12 protein-coding genes are annotated in these 17759 nt (G+C 43.0%); 4 read left to right on the top strand and 8 right to left on the bottom strand.

What is annotated here, in order from left to right; all coding sequences use genetic code 11:
• Positions 1-9: 9 nt before the first annotated feature.
• From HRU23_14520 to HRU23_14510, 3 genes are all read right to left on the bottom strand, one after another.
• Positions 10-1125, bottom strand: a complete 1116-nt coding sequence (locus HRU23_14520; protein ID NRA55355.1) for a peptidoglycan binding protein CsiV — start codon at positions 1123-1125, stop codon at positions 10-12.
• A 1-nt stretch (position 1126) separates the two neighbouring features.
• The gene (mfd, locus tag HRU23_14515) at positions 1127-4597 is read right to left on the bottom strand and encodes a transcription-repair coupling factor (GenBank protein NRA55354.1); all 3471 of its coding nucleotides are present in this window, start codon (positions 4595-4597) and stop codon (positions 1127-1129) included.
• Between the two features lie 89 nt (positions 4598-4686).
• Positions 4687-5262 (bottom strand): PilZ domain-containing protein, encoded by a 576-nt coding sequence (locus HRU23_14510; GenBank protein ID NRA55353.1) that lies wholly within the window; start codon positions 5260-5262, stop codon positions 4687-4689.
• A 255-nt stretch (positions 5263-5517) separates the two neighbouring features.
• On the opposite strand from HRU23_14510, the gene HRU23_14505 reads away from it, so the two are divergent.
• The 3 genes from HRU23_14505 to lolE are packed head-to-tail and all read left to right on the top strand — an operon-like array spanning position 5518 to position 8685.
• Complete coding sequence (locus tag HRU23_14505; protein ID NRA55352.1) at positions 5518-6759, top strand: lipoprotein-releasing ABC transporter permease subunit; 1242 nt, start codon at positions 5518-5520, stop codon at positions 6757-6759.
• Positions 6752-7444: a lipoprotein-releasing ABC transporter ATP-binding protein LolD gene (gene lolD / locus HRU23_14500; GenBank protein NRA55351.1), complete on the top strand. Its 693-nt coding sequence runs from the start codon at positions 6752-6754 to the stop codon at positions 7442-7444. The genes HRU23_14505 and lolD overlap by 8 nt, the downstream gene beginning before the upstream one ends.
• Positions 7444-8685 (top strand): lipoprotein-releasing ABC transporter permease subunit LolE, encoded by a 1242-nt coding sequence (gene lolE / locus HRU23_14495; protein ID NRA55350.1) that lies wholly within the window; start codon positions 7444-7446, stop codon positions 8683-8685. Before lolD ends, lolE begins: the two co-directional genes overlap by 1 nt.
• A gap of 61 nt (positions 8686-8746) precedes the next feature.
• On the opposite strand, the gene HRU23_14490 is transcribed toward lolE, so the two are convergent.
• The 4 genes from HRU23_14490 to HRU23_14475 form a co-directional block, all read right to left on the bottom strand.
• A complete protein-coding gene (locus tag HRU23_14490) occupies positions 8747-10048 on the bottom strand; it encodes a DEAD/DEAH box helicase (GenBank protein ID NRA55349.1) in 1302 nt (433 codons plus the stop codon).
• A gap of 536 nt (positions 10049-10584) precedes the next feature.
• Positions 10585-12021, bottom strand: a complete 1437-nt coding sequence (gene moeB, locus HRU23_14485; GenBank protein NRA55348.1) for a molybdopterin-synthase adenylyltransferase MoeB — start codon at positions 12019-12021, stop codon at positions 10585-10587.
• Positions 12022-12025: 4 nt separating this feature from the next.
• Complete coding sequence (locus HRU23_14480; GenBank protein ID NRA55347.1) at positions 12026-12463, bottom strand: M67 family metallopeptidase; 438 nt, start codon at positions 12461-12463, stop codon at positions 12026-12028.
• A complete protein-coding gene (locus HRU23_14475) occupies positions 12460-13353 on the bottom strand; it encodes a PLP-dependent cysteine synthase family protein (GenBank protein NRA55346.1) in 894 nt (297 codons plus the stop codon). Before HRU23_14475 ends, HRU23_14480 begins: the two co-directional genes overlap by 4 nt.
• Positions 13354-14278: 925 nt before the next feature.
• Between HRU23_14475 and HRU23_14470 the strand changes: the two genes are divergently transcribed.
• Entirely contained in the window at positions 14279-15214 is a 936-nt protein-coding gene (locus HRU23_14470; protein ID NRA55345.1) for a hypothetical protein, read from the top strand.
• On the opposite strand, the gene HRU23_14465 is transcribed toward HRU23_14470, so the two are convergent.
• On the bottom strand, positions 15207-17417 hold the full coding sequence (locus tag HRU23_14465) for a thioredoxin domain-containing protein (GenBank protein ID NRA55344.1): 2211 nt from the start codon (positions 17415-17417) through the stop codon (positions 15207-15209). The genes HRU23_14470 and HRU23_14465 overlap by 8 nt on opposite strands.
• Positions 17418-17759: the final 342 nt, after the last annotated feature.

The raw sequence follows: 17759 nt of genomic DNA, 5'->3' as shown, positions 1-17759 counted from the left end.
ACCGAGCTATTATGTCTTACGTATTTGCACGATAATGCCCATGTCTGGGTGATCAAAATAATGGATCTCTGTTGATTTAACACGGCGGTGTTGGATCATTGGGTGGTTGATTAACCAAGGAAATTGAGATTCAAGTTGAGTTGGGGAAGCCAATAGTTGCTTGCTCGATGGTGAATTGATTAAGCTGGTGCTTTCAGTTTCAGTATTAGGCTCAGACCCAGACTGTGGCTTGACTAATCCTGACAATGCTTGACTATCAAATGGGGAATTTGGGTCTTGTGCTGTCGGATTCGGAATTTTTAACGTAATAGTTGACGCTATCTTGCGGTTTAACTCTATTTCAATAAAGAGATAATGGCTCAGGTAGACATTAAACAAGCCATCAATTTCCCATAATGGCCACTGCTGCAGAGCTGAGTCTGCCAGGTTGGAATTGAGTGATATAGGGCCAATAGCCGAACCATCTTGATTAAACCGATTTGCAAAATTTTGACCCGCAAATAGGTGTAACGGTTGGGCTAAATGGCGTGGTTTTACCAGTTGGCGCCAGCCTATGTGCAATTTAGGGTTAAGATTTTTCTGGCGTTTTAGTCGTTTAACTAACCAGTTTAAGCGTAAAGACGATTTTGGCAATAACCGAGGTGAACCAGAGCGCGCTAAAGATGATGCACTTACGCGCAGTGGCACATTGGCAGGCATGAGTGGTGGCGCAACCACTTGATAGTTGCGACCCTGATAATTAAAACGCGTTGGCAATGTAAACGGTTTAAGCAACGCGCTATATTCATTTGTTGCGGTATTACGCGCTGAACGGTTCGCCTGTGGCGCCAAGACACACTTAGTTGGTTGTCCCAAACTTGAGTTATTGACTTGATTGTCCGCAATCACTTGTTCAATTTGCTGTTGGTTTAGCGTTGGGCAGCGGTGAAATGACGGTACCAATGCAGCCATTTGGGTATTAATTCCGCGGCTGGTGTCGATGGTTGGGGTGTCATGGGGCCAAGTTTCACTACTGCTTTCGCCGTTACGTTCAAATATAACGACTTCGATATCGAACCAGCGTTGGGCGGCGATACTTGGTGCACTCAATAGTGATAGCGCTAATAAGCTAGGGATCAGGCGCACATTAATTCTCCGTTTGGTGTTGTTCAAATTCGTCAAGCATCGCGTCGATCAGTTGTAGTCGATCCTCTGCAGACTCCGTTTTAATTAAAAACTTAAGCTTACTGGCGCCGTCAAGTTTATAAATTGCTGGTTGCTGTTGCAACAGCGATAGTAAGTAAGTTAGTTCGACTTTAGAATTATCACTAAACTCAATCTGGCCACCATGGGGCCCAGCTTCAAGGCGTTTTATGCCTAATGCCCCGATCCTTTGTTTTAGCGCCGCAGTGGCAAATAAATTCTTAGCCGCTGACGGTAACAAACCGAATCGGTCAATTAGCTCAACTTGCAGGGCGTCTAAGGCCTTTTGAGTACCACAGTTAGCGACTCGTTTATACAAAGACAGTCGGGTATTAACGTCAAAAATGTAATCGTCGGGTAACAGTGCTGGGATTTTTAGATCGACTTCTGATCCTTGATTTAATAAATTATCCAATGACAGTTGCTTGCCTTGTTTTAGCGCATTAGTCGCACTTTCGAGCATTTCCATATATAGGCTAAACCCAATCGTTTGGATCTGGCCGCTTTGGTCGTCACCTAATAACTCGCCCGCACCGCGAATTTCCAAATCATGGGTTGCTAGCACGAAACCAGCCCCAAGATCGGTTAAAGACTCTATCGCTTCTAAGCGCTTGACTGAATCCTTTGACATCTGTTTTTTATCTGGGGTTAATAAATAAGCATAAGCCTGATGATGCGAGCGACCAACTCGGCCACGTAACTGGTGCAGTTGTGCTAAACCAAACTTGTCAGCGCGATTAATAATAATCGTATTGGCGGTCGGAATATCAATGCCCGTTTCAATAATGGTGGTACATAGCAATAAATTGTAGCGTTGATGCGAGAAATCGGACATGATTTTTTCAAGCTCGCGTTCTCGCATTTGTCCATGGGCAATTGCAATACGGGCTTGCGGCAATAGCGCTTCGAGCTCTTGCGCCATATCTTCTATTTTATCGACTTCGTTATGGAGGAAATAAACCTGACCACCGCGCATTATTTCGCGGCGTACTGCTTCTTTGATAATACCGGTGTCATATTGACGCACAAAGGTATTTATCGACAAACGTCGCGACGGCGGGGTTGCGATAATAGACAAGTCGCGCATGCCACTCATTGCCATGTTTAGCGTCCGTGGAATGGGGGTCGCGGTCATGGTTAAAATATCGATATTGGCGCGCATCGCCTTAATCTTTTCTTTTTGTCTGACACCAAATCGGTGTTCTTCGTCGACAATGAGTAAACCGAGATCGGCAAATTTAACATCGCCTTGAATCAATTTATGGGTCCCGATCACAATATCTACTTGGCCATCGGCCAGTTGTTGCATCGTTTCAGCTTGCTGTTTGGCGGTTCTAAAGCGTGATAACTGGGCGACTTTAACCGGCTGCTGGGCAAACCTGTCGGTAAAATTATCAAAATGTTGCTGTGCAAGCAGGGTGGTTGGCACCAATATCGCGACTTGTTTACCATCATTAACCGCGACAAAGGCAGCGCGCATGGCCACTTCCGTTTTACCAAAACCAACATCGCCACAGACTAACCGGTCCATCGCGGTATTTTTTTGCATGTCAGTCACCACATGTAAAATAGCATTTTGCTGATCGACGGTTTCTTCAAAGGGGAAACTGGCGGCGAACTGATTGTAATGATCAACATCGAGCTTGAACTGATAACCCGTCCGGATAGCACGCTGGGCATAAACCTCTAAAAGTTCGGCGGCCACATCGCGAATTTTTTCTGCCGCTTTACGTTTTGCTTTTTGCCACTTTTCGCTGCCTAAATAATGCAGTGGTGCTGACTCTTCACTGGCGCCACTGTAGCGTGAAATTAAATGCAACGAGGCGACAGGTACATAAAGCTTGGCATCGTTGGCATAACCTAACGTCACATACTCAACATTAATGCCACCATTTTCAAGGTAGGTTAACCCTTGATAACGGCCTACGCCATGATCGTAATGCACCACAGGCTGGCCAATTGACAATTCAGCGAGCGAGCGAACAATCGCTTCACTTGACTGGGCACGGGCTTTTTCGCGGCGTCGGCGCTGACTTATTTGAATGCCAAACAGTTCTGTTTCACAAATAAGCAGCACATTAGCGTCGGTTAACACCACACTGTGTTCTAACGGCGCGACAATCACCACATAATCACTGGTATTGGTCAGTGCTTGTTGGTAAGTGTCGGCAAAACCAAATTTATCTCGCGATTGACTGAGCAGTTCGAGCAACGCTTCTTGTCGGCCTAAAGATTCGACACAAAATATCACTTTACTGCCATTTTTCTTGGCTAAATAGTCCGTTAGGTTCGCGGTTGGCACATCTGCTTTGTGATCAATTGCAATGCCGGTGATTGGCTGGCATTCAAGGTTAAACTGGCCGGCTTTTTTTCGTATTTCGTCATGGTCAAAATGAGTTCGGTTTAAATTTTTTAAACCACCGAAGAATTCTTCGACCCGACAATAAAGCTGTTGCGGCGGTAATATTGGGCGCATTCGGTCATAACGACGGTCTTCATATCGCTGGTTAACATCTTGCCAAAATTGTTCGCTGTTGTGCTTGATATCACCTTGGGTTAACAGCTGAGTTTGTGCGGGCAGGTAATCGGTTATATCGTGACTGTCGCTAAAAAATAGCGGAATGTAATACTCGATGCCAGCGGGCCAAATCTGCTTGGTCACTTGCTGATAAATTGAATCGGGTTCATTACTGGCGCCAAATTGGTCGCGCCACGCACTTCTAAATTGTTCAATCGCTAGTTTGCTGGTCGGAAACTCATGCGCCGGCAATATTTTAATTTGTGATACCCGATCAGTCGAACGTTGCGTTTCAATGTCAAAAAAGTGAATGCTGTCAACGCTGTCATCAAGATAATCTATCCGGTACGGCTGATGGCTGCCCATTGGGAAGATATCAAGAATTGAGCCACGCTGGCTATATTCACCATGCGCCATCACTTGATGGACATTAGCATAACCCGCTTGTTCTAATTGTTGCTTGAGCTGGTCCGGTTCACGGATTTCATCCTGTTGCAATAATAACGAATGGCCGGCCAAAAAACTCGGTGCTGGCAATTTGGCCATTGCGGTTGCAACGGGCAATATCAAAATGCCTTTGTTCATCGATGGTAAGCGATATAGCGTTTCTAGGCGCTGCGAAATGATGTCTTGATGGGGCGAGAAATTATCGTAAGGTAAGGTCTCCCAATCAGGAAATAGCAAGACATCAAACGCATGATCTTGTGCGAGGTAAGCTAGCTCTGCTTCAAATTTTATCGCCGAACTGGTATCGGCACACAGTAATAGCGATAAGCCATCAAAAGCGGCAGCGCGTTCGATAATAGCTAAAGCCAAGGCTGAGCCGGATAAATTTCCCAGAGTAATTTGACCCTGACTCGGTGCAGGAATATTCGATAGCAAGATAGTAGGTACCATTGATTAAAAACTAACGGATTGGTCGGTTGAACCAAGCAGTACAACCTAAATTGGCGCTAGTATAACTCAAATATGTTTAGGAGATGAAGTTACTGCTTATTTTCTTTACGTTTATCGGCGCGTTGTTTGAGCGCAATCGATTGAACTTGCAAAGAAGTGCGCACCAAGTGCTCTTGGTCGTCGGCGATAATTTTGGCGTATTGCACATCAATCATAAACTGATTGTCGCTGACTTGGCAGGCTGTAACGCGTCCAATGCAATAGACCGCGCAGTTGGTTTCTGAAATAAATATTTTAAGCGTGACCAATTGCTCAATGGCTAAAGGTTGTGGTGACAGATAAGTCAATTGACTGCCACCAAACTTAATGCCGTGATGGCGAAACTGTTCTTCGTCATGGGTGGTCAGGAGATAACCCATCATCATGTCGATTTTTTTTGCCTGTAAATTAAGAAACTCAGCTAGCTCTATCGCAACGCCACCGATCTGGCGAATTGACGACAGCGTTTGACTGTCAATGGTGCTTATTTGCGAAGCCAATTTAAACGGAGCGGGGATCGACAATTCGAACGCTTCTTGTGTTGGCAGTGGTGCACCAGGTGCGAGCGGAATTGCATTAACTTGAAAAGCGTGTTCGATTGAAAAGAACTGATCTGAATTGTTCACCATGATCCCTTATCTGTAATTACCAAGAATGCAGGGGTTAACTGCACTCAAACTAAAGTTATCCCAGTCATCGGAAAAAAATGCTTGGGTAAATATTTGTTTCGCATTATGATCACGCGAAATATTGATTATTAATCAATATACCAATTTTTAACAGTCTAACAAGAGATTAGCACCGTAACTGCTGTTTAGTTAAGCAGATTAGGTTGATTTCCCTTGTGACTCACCATTCAATTGAGGTGTTATTTGCAATCGATGTCGCTTTTTATTGCCTGGCGTTATGCCAGAGCGCGTCAAGGCAGTCGTTTTTTAAATTTTATTACCCTATTTTCGATGGCCGGCATCGCACTAGGTGTGATGGCGTTGATCGTGGTGCTATCGGTAATGAATGGCTTTGAACAACAGCTAAAACAGCGGATTCTTGGAGCTGTACCTCATGTCCTTATCTCGCAATCTACCCCCGCCAACCTCGAACAATGGCAACCGTTGATTAACTCTTTATCTGAGCTAGAACAAGTGCAGGCGGTGACTCCAGTCAATAACTCTGGTGCGATGATCCAAGGCCCGAATAAGTTACAGGCAGTATTATTGCAGGGCATTGATCCGACGTTGGAACAGGGTGTCAGCGTTATTAGTCATAATATGATTGCAGGACATTTTACGTCACTTGAAGCGGGCAGATATGGCATCATCGTCGGCAGGGCACTTGCTTATCAACTCGGGGTGTCTGTCGGAGATAAAGTGCGGGTATTGTCGGCGCGGCGCAGTATCTATACGCCGCTTGGCCGCATGCCGAGCCAGCGTAAATTTACTGTGGTTGGGTTATTTGAATTAGGCTCAGAAATTGACGCCAATGTTGCGCTAATCCATCGGGTGGATGCGGCACGTTTGCTGCGCCGTGCGGGCGATCAAGTTGAATCGGTCCGGTTATATTTAACCGATGCCTTTGCTGCAACGGCCACCACGGCAAGCATTGCACCGCTGGTTGCACAACATAGTGATAATCAAGCAACGATGACCAGTTGGCACCAAAGTTATGGGGAGTTATTTGCCGCGGTGCAAATGGAAAAAAACATGATGTGGCTGATGCTGAGCCTAATTATAGGAGTTGCTGCGTTTAACATCGTATCAGCCTTAGTTATTTTGGTTACGGAAAAACAAACCGCGATTGCGATATTATCTACTTTGGGTTTGTCACCACGCCGAATTGCCAATATATTTATCATTCAAGGGGTTGTTAATGGCGTCGTGGGCGCAATTATTGGGCTGGTTTTAGGCTTAAGCGCCGCGATATTTCTTAATGATATTTTATCCTTGCTGGGTATTAATGCCTTGGCCAATCCTGTTGCTCCTAGTAGCGGTCTGCCAATCTTGATCCGGCCGCTGCAAATATTTTACTTAATGCTGGCGACCATTACGGTCACTTTCGTCGCCACCTTATATCCATCGTTTAAAGCGGGGCAAGTGAACCCTGCAGAGGCACTAAAATATGAATAATAGTTTGCTGACTTGCCAAGGTATATCCAAGTATTACCGTGATGGTGACCACCAAATACAGGTATTGGACACCCTTGACTTAACGATTAATTCCCATGAATTACTCGCCGTTACCGGAAGTTCGGGTTCTGGTAAGTCGACCTTGTTGCATATATTGGGCACTTTAGACACACCAAGCGCTGGTCAGGTCTTATTTAAGGGCCAGGATATTCACCGTTTATCTGCGCGCGAGCAGGCTCGTTTTCGTAATCAAGAGCTCGGCTTTATTTATCAGTTTCATCATTTACTTGGCGAATTTAGCGCGTTGGAAAATGTGATGATGCCATTATTAATTGCTGGTGTATCGCGGGTAAAAGCCAAACAGCAGGCGCTAGCGATGATTGCTCAGGTAGCTTTAAAGGACAGATCTAGTCACAAGCCGTCACAGTTGTCCGGTGGTGAACGCCAACGTATTGCGATTGCCCGTGCGCTGGTAAATAACCCTTCGCTAGTCTTAGCCGATGAACCAACCGGCAACCTCGATCATGAAAATGCCGAAATAATTTTTGAGTTGTTAAAATCGCTGCGCGAGCAACAAGGCACAAGTTTTGTGGTGGTGACGCATGATCGCGAATTGGCCAGTTGTCTGGATCGCGTTGTGTCATTGCAAGCAGGGCACCTAACCAGCCAGCAGCAGGCCAGTTAATGGACAAATCTATATCACTGTTGATTGGCTTGCGCTTTTTATTGGCCAAAAGCAGTAATCGTTTTATCTCTTTTATCTCGATGTCGGCGATGCTAGGCATTGCGGTGGGTATTTTAGTATTAACCATTATTTTATCGGCGATGAACGGCTTTGAACGTGAGTTAACGAATAAATTGCTGTCGGTAGTACCCCATGGTGAAATTACCGCGGTTAACCCGCCGTTGCGTGATTGGCGCGCGACAATGGCGCAAGCCAAGCAACAAAATAATGTGGTTGGTGCTGCTCCTTTTATTAAAATAAGTTCGCTGATTATTCAAGGCAACGATCTTAAAGGGGTCGAACTGATTGGCATTGATCCCGGATTAGAGTCGCAAGTTTCAAGCATTAGCAAATTTGTTGAGCCCGCTGCTTGGTCGCAATTAAGAGTGCAAACTGGTTTGATTATTCTTGGTCAAGGCATCATTAAAGATTTGGGCTTGGCACTGGGTGACAAAGTGCATCTGATGTTACCACAACCGGCAGTAAATGGTCGGCTAACCACGCCAAAGTCGGTTAGTTTTACTTTGGCCGGCGCGTTTAAATTTGGAGGCAAGATTGATTATACTCAGGCTTATATAAACCTTGATGATGCGCGCAATATTACTGGCAGCGCCCAAGGGGTTGATGGTATTAGGCTTAAATTCGCCGATGTTTTTAGCGCACAATTAACCACGCGTCAAGTTGCGCTGGCTGCCAATAAACATGTTTATGTTAGCGATTGGACTCGTACTCAGGGCCATCTTTATACCGACATTAAAATGGTCAAACTTATCACCTATATTGTGTTGTTTTTAGTGATTGGGGTTGCTAGTTTTAATATCGTGTCGACCTTAGTGATGGCGGTGCAAGACAAAGAAAGTGAAATTGCTATTTTGTTAACCATGGGGCTGACTCAAGCGCGGGTGATGCGGATATTTATCGTGCAAGGCATGTTAAATGCGCTGTTAGGTTGTTTGCTTGGTGGCGTTTCTGGATACCTAGTCGCTACAAATTTAGCGGCGATAATGGCGACAATTGAAAGCTTATTTGGCTTACAATTTTTGTCAGGCGATGTCTATTTCATCGACTTTCTTCCGAGCCAATTCCAGTGGCAAGACTTGGCGTTATTGATTGGCGTTACTTTGGTGATTAGTTTTGTCGCCACGCTTTATCCAGCGCGTAAAGCCGCGGGCATTAAACCAGCGTTGGTCTTGGGACAGTAATCTAAAACGAGACAACAGTTCGTTGTCTCGTTTTAGATGGTTGTCAATTTATCTTTTTAGCTTAAGAATTTCTCAACCAGATATCGGCATTGACTGGCGCTTTATTTTTGCGTTTTTTCTTACCGGTGCCTTCAGGTCGTGCCATTGGTTTATCAGCGGCAGCAATAACTTCATTTACAACGTCTGTCACTTCAAAACCTGGTACTTGCTCACGCTCAAGCCGAACCTTGTTTTTCTTCTCGATGACTTTGAAATGATGATAGTCTTCATAATCAATCAGCGATAATGCCAAGCCTACTTCACCTGCGCGGCCACTTCGGCCAATGCGGTGCATGTAGTCTGCTGGACTTCTCGGTAAATCAAAGTTAATCACTACTGGTAGTTTTTCGATGTCGAGGCCACGGGCAGCAATATCAGTGGCAATTAATACGTCAATTTCGCCAGCTTTAAACGCTTCAAGCACCCGACTACGAGCGCCTTGGCCTTTATCGCCATGAAATACTTCTGCGGCAATCCCACGTTTTTCGAGTTTGTCGGCTAAGTGATTACAGCTGTTCTTTGCATTGACGAAAACAAGTGCTTGTCGCCATTGATGTTGTTTAATCAAATGCGCTAACAAGGCGGTTTTTTGGCCTTTATCAACGGTAAACACACGCTGCACCAAAGTGCTGGCATCTGCACTTTGCACCTGTATTTCAACCGGATCGCTAAGTAACTCTTGGGTTAAGGTCTGTACTTGCTCAGGAAAGGTCGCTGAAAATAACAACGTTTGTTTTTTATTTGGCAACAAGGCTAACAGTGCCTCGATTTCATCAGTAAAACCTAGGCTTAACATCCTATCAGCTTCATCAAGCACTAAGGTTTTAACCTTATCGAGTTTTATCGCATTACTTGAAATTAAATCGAGTAAGCGACCTGGCGTTGCAACCAAAATGTCAGTGCCACCGCGTAATGCAAGCATTTGAGTGTTGGCTGATACCCCACCAAATACAGCAATCGTTTTAATCGCGCCGTTAAAATGCACCGCATAAGATTTAATGCTGTCTGCTACTTGCTTGGCCAACTCACGTGTCGGTACTAAAATAAGTCCAGTAACATAGTTACCTTTACTGGTGTTGCTGCTCAATGAACCTTCTGCCTGCTTTTTCTCAAAAAGGTGCTGCAATATTGGCAGTGCAAAGGTCGCTGTTTTACCTGAACCAGTATTAGCCCCTCCAATTAAGTCACGTCCTGCTAATATGCTTGGGATAGCTTGTGCTTGAATAGGTGTTGGCTGTTGATACTCAAGTTCAGTTAATCGAGCTAACAAGGGCGGGATAATACCAAGTTCTAAAAAGTTGGCTGGCGTTGTTATGGTGGTCATTAATATAAAGGACTCAAAGCTAAAATAATAGCGCCTATTTTAGCGTATTTATGCCGCATTAAGTTAGTGAAATCGATGAAACCTTGCAGCATGCTGATTTTATCACAAATTCTAGCTGGGTTAGTTTAGGGGCAAACAGGTTAAATGTCTGCATTGCTAGATTATTGTCAGGTCGGTAGCTATAGCGAATACTCTTGGTATGGTCAATTTAATGATGAGAGTGCAATTTTTATTCTTCAATGTCGTTTTCGAAAATCATTAATTTGCTTGGTTATGTTGACGAAAGTATTGGTGTTAAATTCTAGGTTTTTTTAATGGTTACTGCTATTTGTTCGAAATGATCGCCAATGTAGGTGAACAAAGTATTCTCTCAAGGTAGCACCGTCACAACCTGTTGAACGCGAGTCATATCACCTCGCTACATCTATTACGACAACGATTAATGATTCTAACCTGACAATAATACCGATAAAACTGAATTCAAGATCAACACCATGTTACGCGATGTTGGTAGTTGGGGGCATATACACCCGGCTTTAATATTTAGCCAAACTGGGATCAATCTGGTCAGCCCATGCCAGGATCCCACCAGATAGGTTACTAATATTGGTGTAGCCTTTAGCAACGAACTGCTGACAAACCTTGGCCGACCGTCCGCCCATTTTACAATGAAAGACCAGTGGCTGATCGAGACGAAATTGTGACTGCTGCTGCTCAATATCCGCCATCACAATATGTCGGCTGCCAGCAATGCAGCAAATTGCCCGTTCGTAAGACTCCCTTACATCAATCAAAATCACACTGTCATCACCGGCCAGTTGCTGTTGTAACTGTTGGGGACTAATTTGTTGAAACAATACTGGCTCGCTGCTCGGAGCCAGTCCGCAAAGTTGCTGATAATCCACCAAGGAGCGAATCGTTGGCTGTTCACCACAGACAGGGCACTTAGGACTTTTTTGAATAGCTAAGGTCGTAAAATCAAGTTTTAACGCATCATATAGCAGTAACCGCTGGCTCAGTGATTGGCCAATGCCGGTGATCATTTTAATTGCTTCAGTTGCCTGAATTGAGGCAATGATCGCCGGTAAAACCCCTAAAACTCCGCCCTCAGCACATGATGGCACCAGCCCCGGCGGTGGCGGTTCTGGATAGAGGCAGCGATAACATGGGCCCCCCTGATAATTAAACACAGTTGCCTGGCCATCGAACCTAAAAATACTGCCGTAAACATTGGGCTTGTTAAGTAACACACAGGCATCGTTAACCAGATAGCGGGTTGGGAAATTATCTGTGCCGTCAATGACTAAATCATAATCGCCGATAATTTCCAGTGCATTACTCTTGGTCAAGTTCTCACGATAACTGTCAATTTTAATATGAGGATTGAGTTGTTCTAGACGAGCCTGAGCACAATCAGCTTTTGCAACGCCGATATCGGCAACGGTATAGAGTATTTGCCGTTGCAAGTTAGACTCGTCGACGACATCACCATCAATGATTCCTAATCTGCCGACACCAGCCGCCGCCAGATAAAGACTGACCGGACAGCCTAACCCCCCAGCTCCGACAATTAATACGCTTGCTTGTTTGAGTCGTTCCTGCCCTGAAACACCAATTTCTGGCAATAAAATATGACGACTATAACGGCTAAGTTCCTCGGGACTCAGGGTGGTGGAAAAATCCGACGTCGCTAGCTCACTACCACCGGCAATCGCAGGAACAATACGTAACTCACTTTCTTCATGTAACAAGGTATCTAATCCTTGCAACTGCCTAATATCAACCTTGTTATGGAAGATATTGACAAAGTTTCGTAGTTCACCCTGTTCATCGAGCAAATGTGGTTTAATATCAGGATAAATCAGACATAATTGTTCTAATGCCTCACCAACATGAATTGCTTCTAGCTCAACCAAGGCTGCATCTTGGGTAAAATGTCGCAGTGGTGAGGGAATTTTCATTATAATGTTCATCGTATTAGCCTCCTCGAATAATGTCTTCAGGCATGAATTTGCTGCGATCATCGGCCAGTCGCCAGGAGTTATAACTGTGTATACGGCCATTACACACCGAAATAATAATGTAACTAACTCCGGGCCAGGCATGCAGACGATCAAACTCTGAGGGAGAATCGGAATGATCCGGATGAGAATGCACGATGCTAATGATCATCAGTCCGAGTTCTTGTGCATCATCTTCAACTTGCTGGTATATCTCGGGGTTAATCAGAAACCGCCGCCGGCTATGCTGCTTAATTTTGTTATCACATGCGACAAAATAGCCGCCTTTGACGTTAAAACTATCCTCTGACATCACTCTGCTACCGACAATAAAGCCACAGCATTCAAGTGGATAACTCGCTTTAGCCTGTTTAAGCATGCTCTCTCTGATAGCATCATTGATATAAATTGTCATGGCTGCCACAACCTTGTACTGAAGTAACGTTCACCCGTATCGCAAAGTAAAGTCGTGACCACACCATGTGATAGCTTACTTATTAAACGCTGACAAACCACCAAATAAGCCCCAGCAGACTGGCCAACAAAATAACCATGCGCAGCCAGTTTATGACACATCATTTTTGCATCGTCACTGCTAACATCGAGCCAATAATCGACCAATGAGGCATCGTAAATATCTGGAATAATATCATTGGCCGATCCCAGAGGTTTTAATCCTTCAATGCCCGGCCAGATCTGAGGCCTGACTCCAACTATTTTAATATTGTTATTATGCTGTTTAAGACGCCGTGCTATTCCGGTCAGTGAACCACCGGTGCCGACACCGCAAACAAAATGAGTAATAGGCGCAGGCACCTGTGCCAGCAGTTCGACTGCTGTGGTTTCGTAATGTGCTAACACATTAAACTGATTACTGTACTGATCGCACCAGAAATAACGCTCACTGTCACTAGCGTAAAGTGCTTTGACATGGCGCAGAGCTTGATCGTAACCTTCAAGTGGGTCTGTCTCAATTAATTGTGCGCCGTGTGCCAGCATACGTTGCTTACGCTCAGCGCTGGCATTACCGGGGATCACTATGGTGACGTCATAACCTAAGGCAGCGCCGATCATGGCGTAAGAAATTCCGGCATTACCGCTACTGGAATCTAAAATGGTTTGATGTTGGCTTAATTGTCCCGATTCAATTGCATGAGTTAACATCGCCTTAACGGGTCGGTCTTTAATTGAACCGCCGGGGTTCATCCATTCCGCCTTGGCAAAGAGTTTGACATCATTGGGGCGTGGACTAAGAAAGTCCAGATCAATAAGTGGTGTATTGCCAATTAACTCTAGCAAGTCCATCTCGGTCCCCAAATTTTAATTCACCAAAGGCATAAATGTTTAGTGAATACTGCAAGAATAAACGGCGTACAAAATTTAATCAAGCATTAAAGGTACCTTCAAGGCTTATTGGCTGAGGTAGAATACACATTAGTGACAGTCATAAAAATATAAATGAAACTCAACAACTTTTGATGCTCCACGTCATTATCATCAATAAATGCCTCATTGGTTAGTTTTAAACACAAAACTTAGCAATAATACACAGTGGCAACGGGAGCAGACTTCGTATTAGCCATAAAAAAGTGAGATATATCAATTCTTCAGAACCAAACAGTTAACTATTCTAGGTATCGATTAGGACTATTGGTTAACGGCAACCTAAGGTTGGAGCGATAAACTAACGAACCAAAGGAACCTCTCGTCCGTATGACTCATCAAAGGGCAGGGAGCTAAGCCATTTAAAATAGTGACAGCTAAACTAATAAGTTATTCAGCTGCAAAGCGCGAAGTTATGCCTAGTCTAGAACACGCCACACAACAGTATGACAATAATGGATGTGAGCTATCCCATTAATATAGCTTGGAACAGGATCGGCAGATGAGACAATTTAAATCTTATGAGCATGCTCAACGTTTTCTATCGTGCCATGGGGTGGCTAATTATTTGTTTTGACCCGGGCGCTATTTATTGCACGTCAAGAGCTACCGTGTTTTCCGTGACCGTACTTTTTCGGAATACCAAGTTGCACCAAAAATATGGCTTAGTTCGTTAATCCGTTACTTTATTCATCCTGCTTAGATAAGTTGACAGTGCAGTGGACATTTATCTGCTATTATTTAGCCTTCCCTGTTGCTACAATAAAAATCCTTTGTACTTTATGATCTTACTTAAAAGAAGACTTTATTTGATATGCATTGTATTCCAAAATATCTTAGATTAACAATGATAAAAAGTATTGCTGCTATTACAGTAATAAGCCTAATTAGCGGATGCTGGAGTCAATCAGAGACAAGAGCACAAGCTAATTTAGCGCAATCTTTTTATATCAGTGATGGTTTGGAAGTCAGCTTGATACCGCCAGAAAACTTTCGAATCACTCCAGAAAATAATGGTTTTTCTCAAGTTGAAAATTTTTCTCGCATTAACATTTCAGAAATAGAAATACCTTATGCTAGCTACACTACAATTTTGACCGAAGAATATTTACTAAAAAACAAACAGCAACTGGTTGATACGCAGGAAGTTAAAATTAATGATATTTTATCAACGTTAATTACCTTACGGGAAAATATTTCAGGTACTTTTTTTGAAAAACGTTGGCTGATTTTCGGTGATAAATTATCGAGCATAAAAGTGGAGGCCAGCTACCCAGAAGGGGCGACAACTCAATTCAAGAAAAAAGTTGAACAAAGTTTATTAACATTATCTGTGACAACAGAACCAGACAAGCGGCTATATACAGGCTTGCCATTCAACTTAACAGCTACGGCTGATTTTAAAATCAAAAAACGTTTTGCCAATTCAATTGTATTAAGATCTTCAGATGAAACAAATAAAACAGACTTTGTTGTGATAAGTACTGGGCGAACTAAAACCGTTATTGATGATATTCAACAGCTTGCAGACCACTTTTTGAAAAACAATAAGCGGTATGACGAAGTAGAAATTATTAAAAATAAGATGATTAAACTGGATAATATCCCAGCACTTGCAACTACGGCCTACGCAGAGCATAAAGGCCAAACATATTGGCTATATCAAGTATTATCTTATCAAAAAGAACGTTTTTTATTGATTCAAACCCAAAGTACCAAAAAAAATAAGCAGCAATTTTCAGAGCAAGTTAATAAATTGTTGACACATTTCAAATTTAAATAAGAGGTGAGGCCGGGATAAAAAATTTCAACTTTTCAGGTCGTAAACAGATATTTGAGTTACAAGCTTGAAGACTTAGCTCGATGGTTTCACCTAGAGCTGAGAGCCCTGAAAAATTAGCTTGAATTGTAAACTTTCCTTCAAATAAACTTAATTTCGAGTTATCAAATCGCATCATTTTAAGTAAAGGTTCTGGGTAGTTAATACTGGAAAGTATGCCTTGTCGCGCAATTAATTGAGTCGGTATTAGGTTTTTTTGTCTAGGAGACATAGAGTTAATATGCCAGTCATCGGCAAGGTTAATATTGAAAATTAAAGTTTTATTATCTTCAATATTAAAACTCACCTTACCATTACCATTGGCAAAGGATTGTAGCTTGTCAAAGTTGCCATTTTTCAATTCTAATAGTAATCGATTTGCCGAATAGCTATTGCTCGCATTCGTCATTATGCCTTGTTTAATGGCCGATACTTGTACCGCTACTCTGTTATTTGTTTTTTTACCTAATTTTTTTAGTCCGATGCCAGTATTGGCCAATTCAACATGGGGTGAAATCAGCTCACCATCGTTTAATCGAATACTAATACCAGCATCAATACCAATGTCAGCCAATATACCTTGATGATTTTTATCAAAAAGTTCAGCACCTTTTTCGTAATAATCATGTGCCGCAGATAAGTGCGATGCTTGCTGTGTTATGCGATACAGTTTTAATATAGCTGAAGCCGTATAAGCATAATCAGACAACTTGGCATTACCCGATGACCGCCCCTCAAAACTGGCTCGGATCAGTGTGTTATTTTCATCATGGGCTGACTCTAAAACTGTTGCCAGTTTTATGGCTGCGCTTAAATACTTTTGATCGTTAAAGCTAATATATGCGTCTAAATAAGCACTTACTAATAATGCATTCCATGAAGTGAGCATTTTTTTATCTATATAAGGAAGTTTTAACTTAGATTTAACTGCTAGCAATGAATTTTTTGCCATTAACGAGGGTGTATCCGTTTTGTTAAGTGCAGGTAATTTAAAATCGCTGCTTTCAAATTGATTCCAGTTAAATTGAAGTCGTGCTAGTGGGGAGATCTTTGATAATTCCTCAGTAGAAAATAGATAATATCGACCTTCAAGGCCATTATAATCGGCATCAATCGCACTATAATAGCTGCCATTTTTGTTTTTAAATGTTTGCTCTAAAAAAACAAAGGTATCGTCAACAACGTTCCGATACTCCGGCCTGTTAAAAACTGCATAAGCCTTGCTAAATACAGAGATTAATAATGCTTGATTATAAAGCATCTTCTCAAAGTGAGGTGTCTGCCATTCACTATCAAGAGTATAACGGTGAAAACCACCATCGATGGCATCGAACACAGGACTCAACAAGATCTCAGCAAGCTGATTTTCTACAACCTCTAAATAAGCTTTATTACCTGTTCTTAAATACTCATCAAGTAAACCAAGTTGCCAAATCTCTCGAAAAAAACGTGGTTCACCGAGACGTTCCTCATTGAGTAAGGCTTGATAAACTGACTGATGTTGCTCAGGTAATAGCTTTCGCCAATCACTTTTTGAAAGCGGATTTGTTTCTGGATTAGAAGTAGGAAGTGGATCAGGATTTACTATAGCGTCTACTCTATTCGCCAAACTAGATATAGCTTTTGGTTGCTTCTGCCATCTCTTAGCAAGTCCTTGGATCAGCTTAATAAACTTATCTTTATTAAGGTAAGAGTCAATCCAAACTATCTTGCCATCTGGCATCAATATGACATTAAGAGGCCAGCCGGCCTCACCTTTCAATAATTCCAATGCCGATTTAAAACGCTCATCCACCAGCGGCCACTGCTCTCTGTCGACTTTAATACTGATGTAAGACTGGTTAAGAATCTCTGCAACATCTGTATTCGCAAAACTCTCTTCCGCCATCACATGGCACCAATGACAGGTAGAATAACCTATAGAGATAAAGACCAGCCTACCACCGCTTTGAAAATCAGTTTCAAAATCTGGTTGCCACTCTATCCAATCAACAGGCTGAAGAGAGTGACTGAGCAGATAGGGAGATTCTGAATTAATTAAGTTATTAAGGTACTTAGGCGTTGATGTTTGTGAACTAACAATCTTACGATTGACGAGCCAAGGTTTACGACTTTCAAAAGCGATCATCAAGTCAGCATCGTTAAGCACTGTCTTATCAATGCTCACGGGCTCCGCACTGATTTGGCCAATGCTAATGAAGAACAAAAAACATGATATAAGAAAAAACCTTGAATACATCGGAGGGATCTCTCACCAAAAATAATTAACCGTTACGGACATGTCAGAGTGTAGGACCGGCTTTAGCCGGGAGGAACCTATCAAATAACCTAAATACATATTTCATAGCCTCGGGGCTGAAGCGCCCTCCTACAAGATACAAACCTATCTAGGACTGGCTTTAACCGGGAGGAAGCTATCAAAATGGCCAAGAGACCTATTCCAAGCCTCGGGGCTAAAGCACCCTCCTACAACAGATTTCCTCTCAACAATGACACGAATCAAACTCGT

The organism is Gammaproteobacteria bacterium, assembly GCA_013214945.1.
Lineage (GTDB): Bacteria > Pseudomonadota > Gammaproteobacteria > Enterobacterales > Psychrobiaceae > Psychrobium.
This window is presented reverse-complemented; position numbering and strand designations above follow the sequence as displayed.

What these genes read in the sequence shown, in the direction of transcription:
- HRU23_14480 (NRA55347.1), bottom strand. Translation starts at nt 12,463, where the DNA reads ATGACAATTTATATCAATGATGCTATCAGAGAGAGCATGCTTAAACAG.
- moeB (NRA55348.1), bottom strand. Translation starts at nt 12,021, where the DNA reads ATGAACATTATAATGAAAATTCCCTCACCACTGCGACATTTTACCCAA.
- HRU23_14490 (NRA55349.1), bottom strand. Translation starts at nt 10,048, where the DNA reads ATGACCACCATAACAACGCCAGCCAACTTTTTAGAACTTGGTATTATC.
- mfd (NRA55354.1), bottom strand. Translation starts at nt 4,597, where the DNA reads ATGGTACCTACTATCTTGCTATCGAATATTCCTGCACCGAGTCAGGGT.
- lolD (NRA55351.1), top strand. Translation starts at nt 6,752, where the DNA reads ATGAATAATAGTTTGCTGACTTGCCAAGGTATATCCAAGTATTACCGT.
- HRU23_14505 (NRA55352.1), top strand. Translation starts at nt 5,518, where the DNA reads ATGTCGCTTTTTATTGCCTGGCGTTATGCCAGAGCGCGTCAAGGCAGT.
- lolE (NRA55350.1), top strand. Translation starts at nt 7,444, where the DNA reads ATGGACAAATCTATATCACTGTTGATTGGCTTGCGCTTTTTATTGGCC.
- HRU23_14475 (NRA55346.1), bottom strand. Translation starts at nt 13,353, where the DNA reads ATGGACTTGCTAGAGTTAATTGGCAATACACCACTTATTGATCTGGAC.
- HRU23_14470 (NRA55345.1), top strand. Translation starts at nt 14,279, where the DNA reads ATGATAAAAAGTATTGCTGCTATTACAGTAATAAGCCTAATTAGCGGA.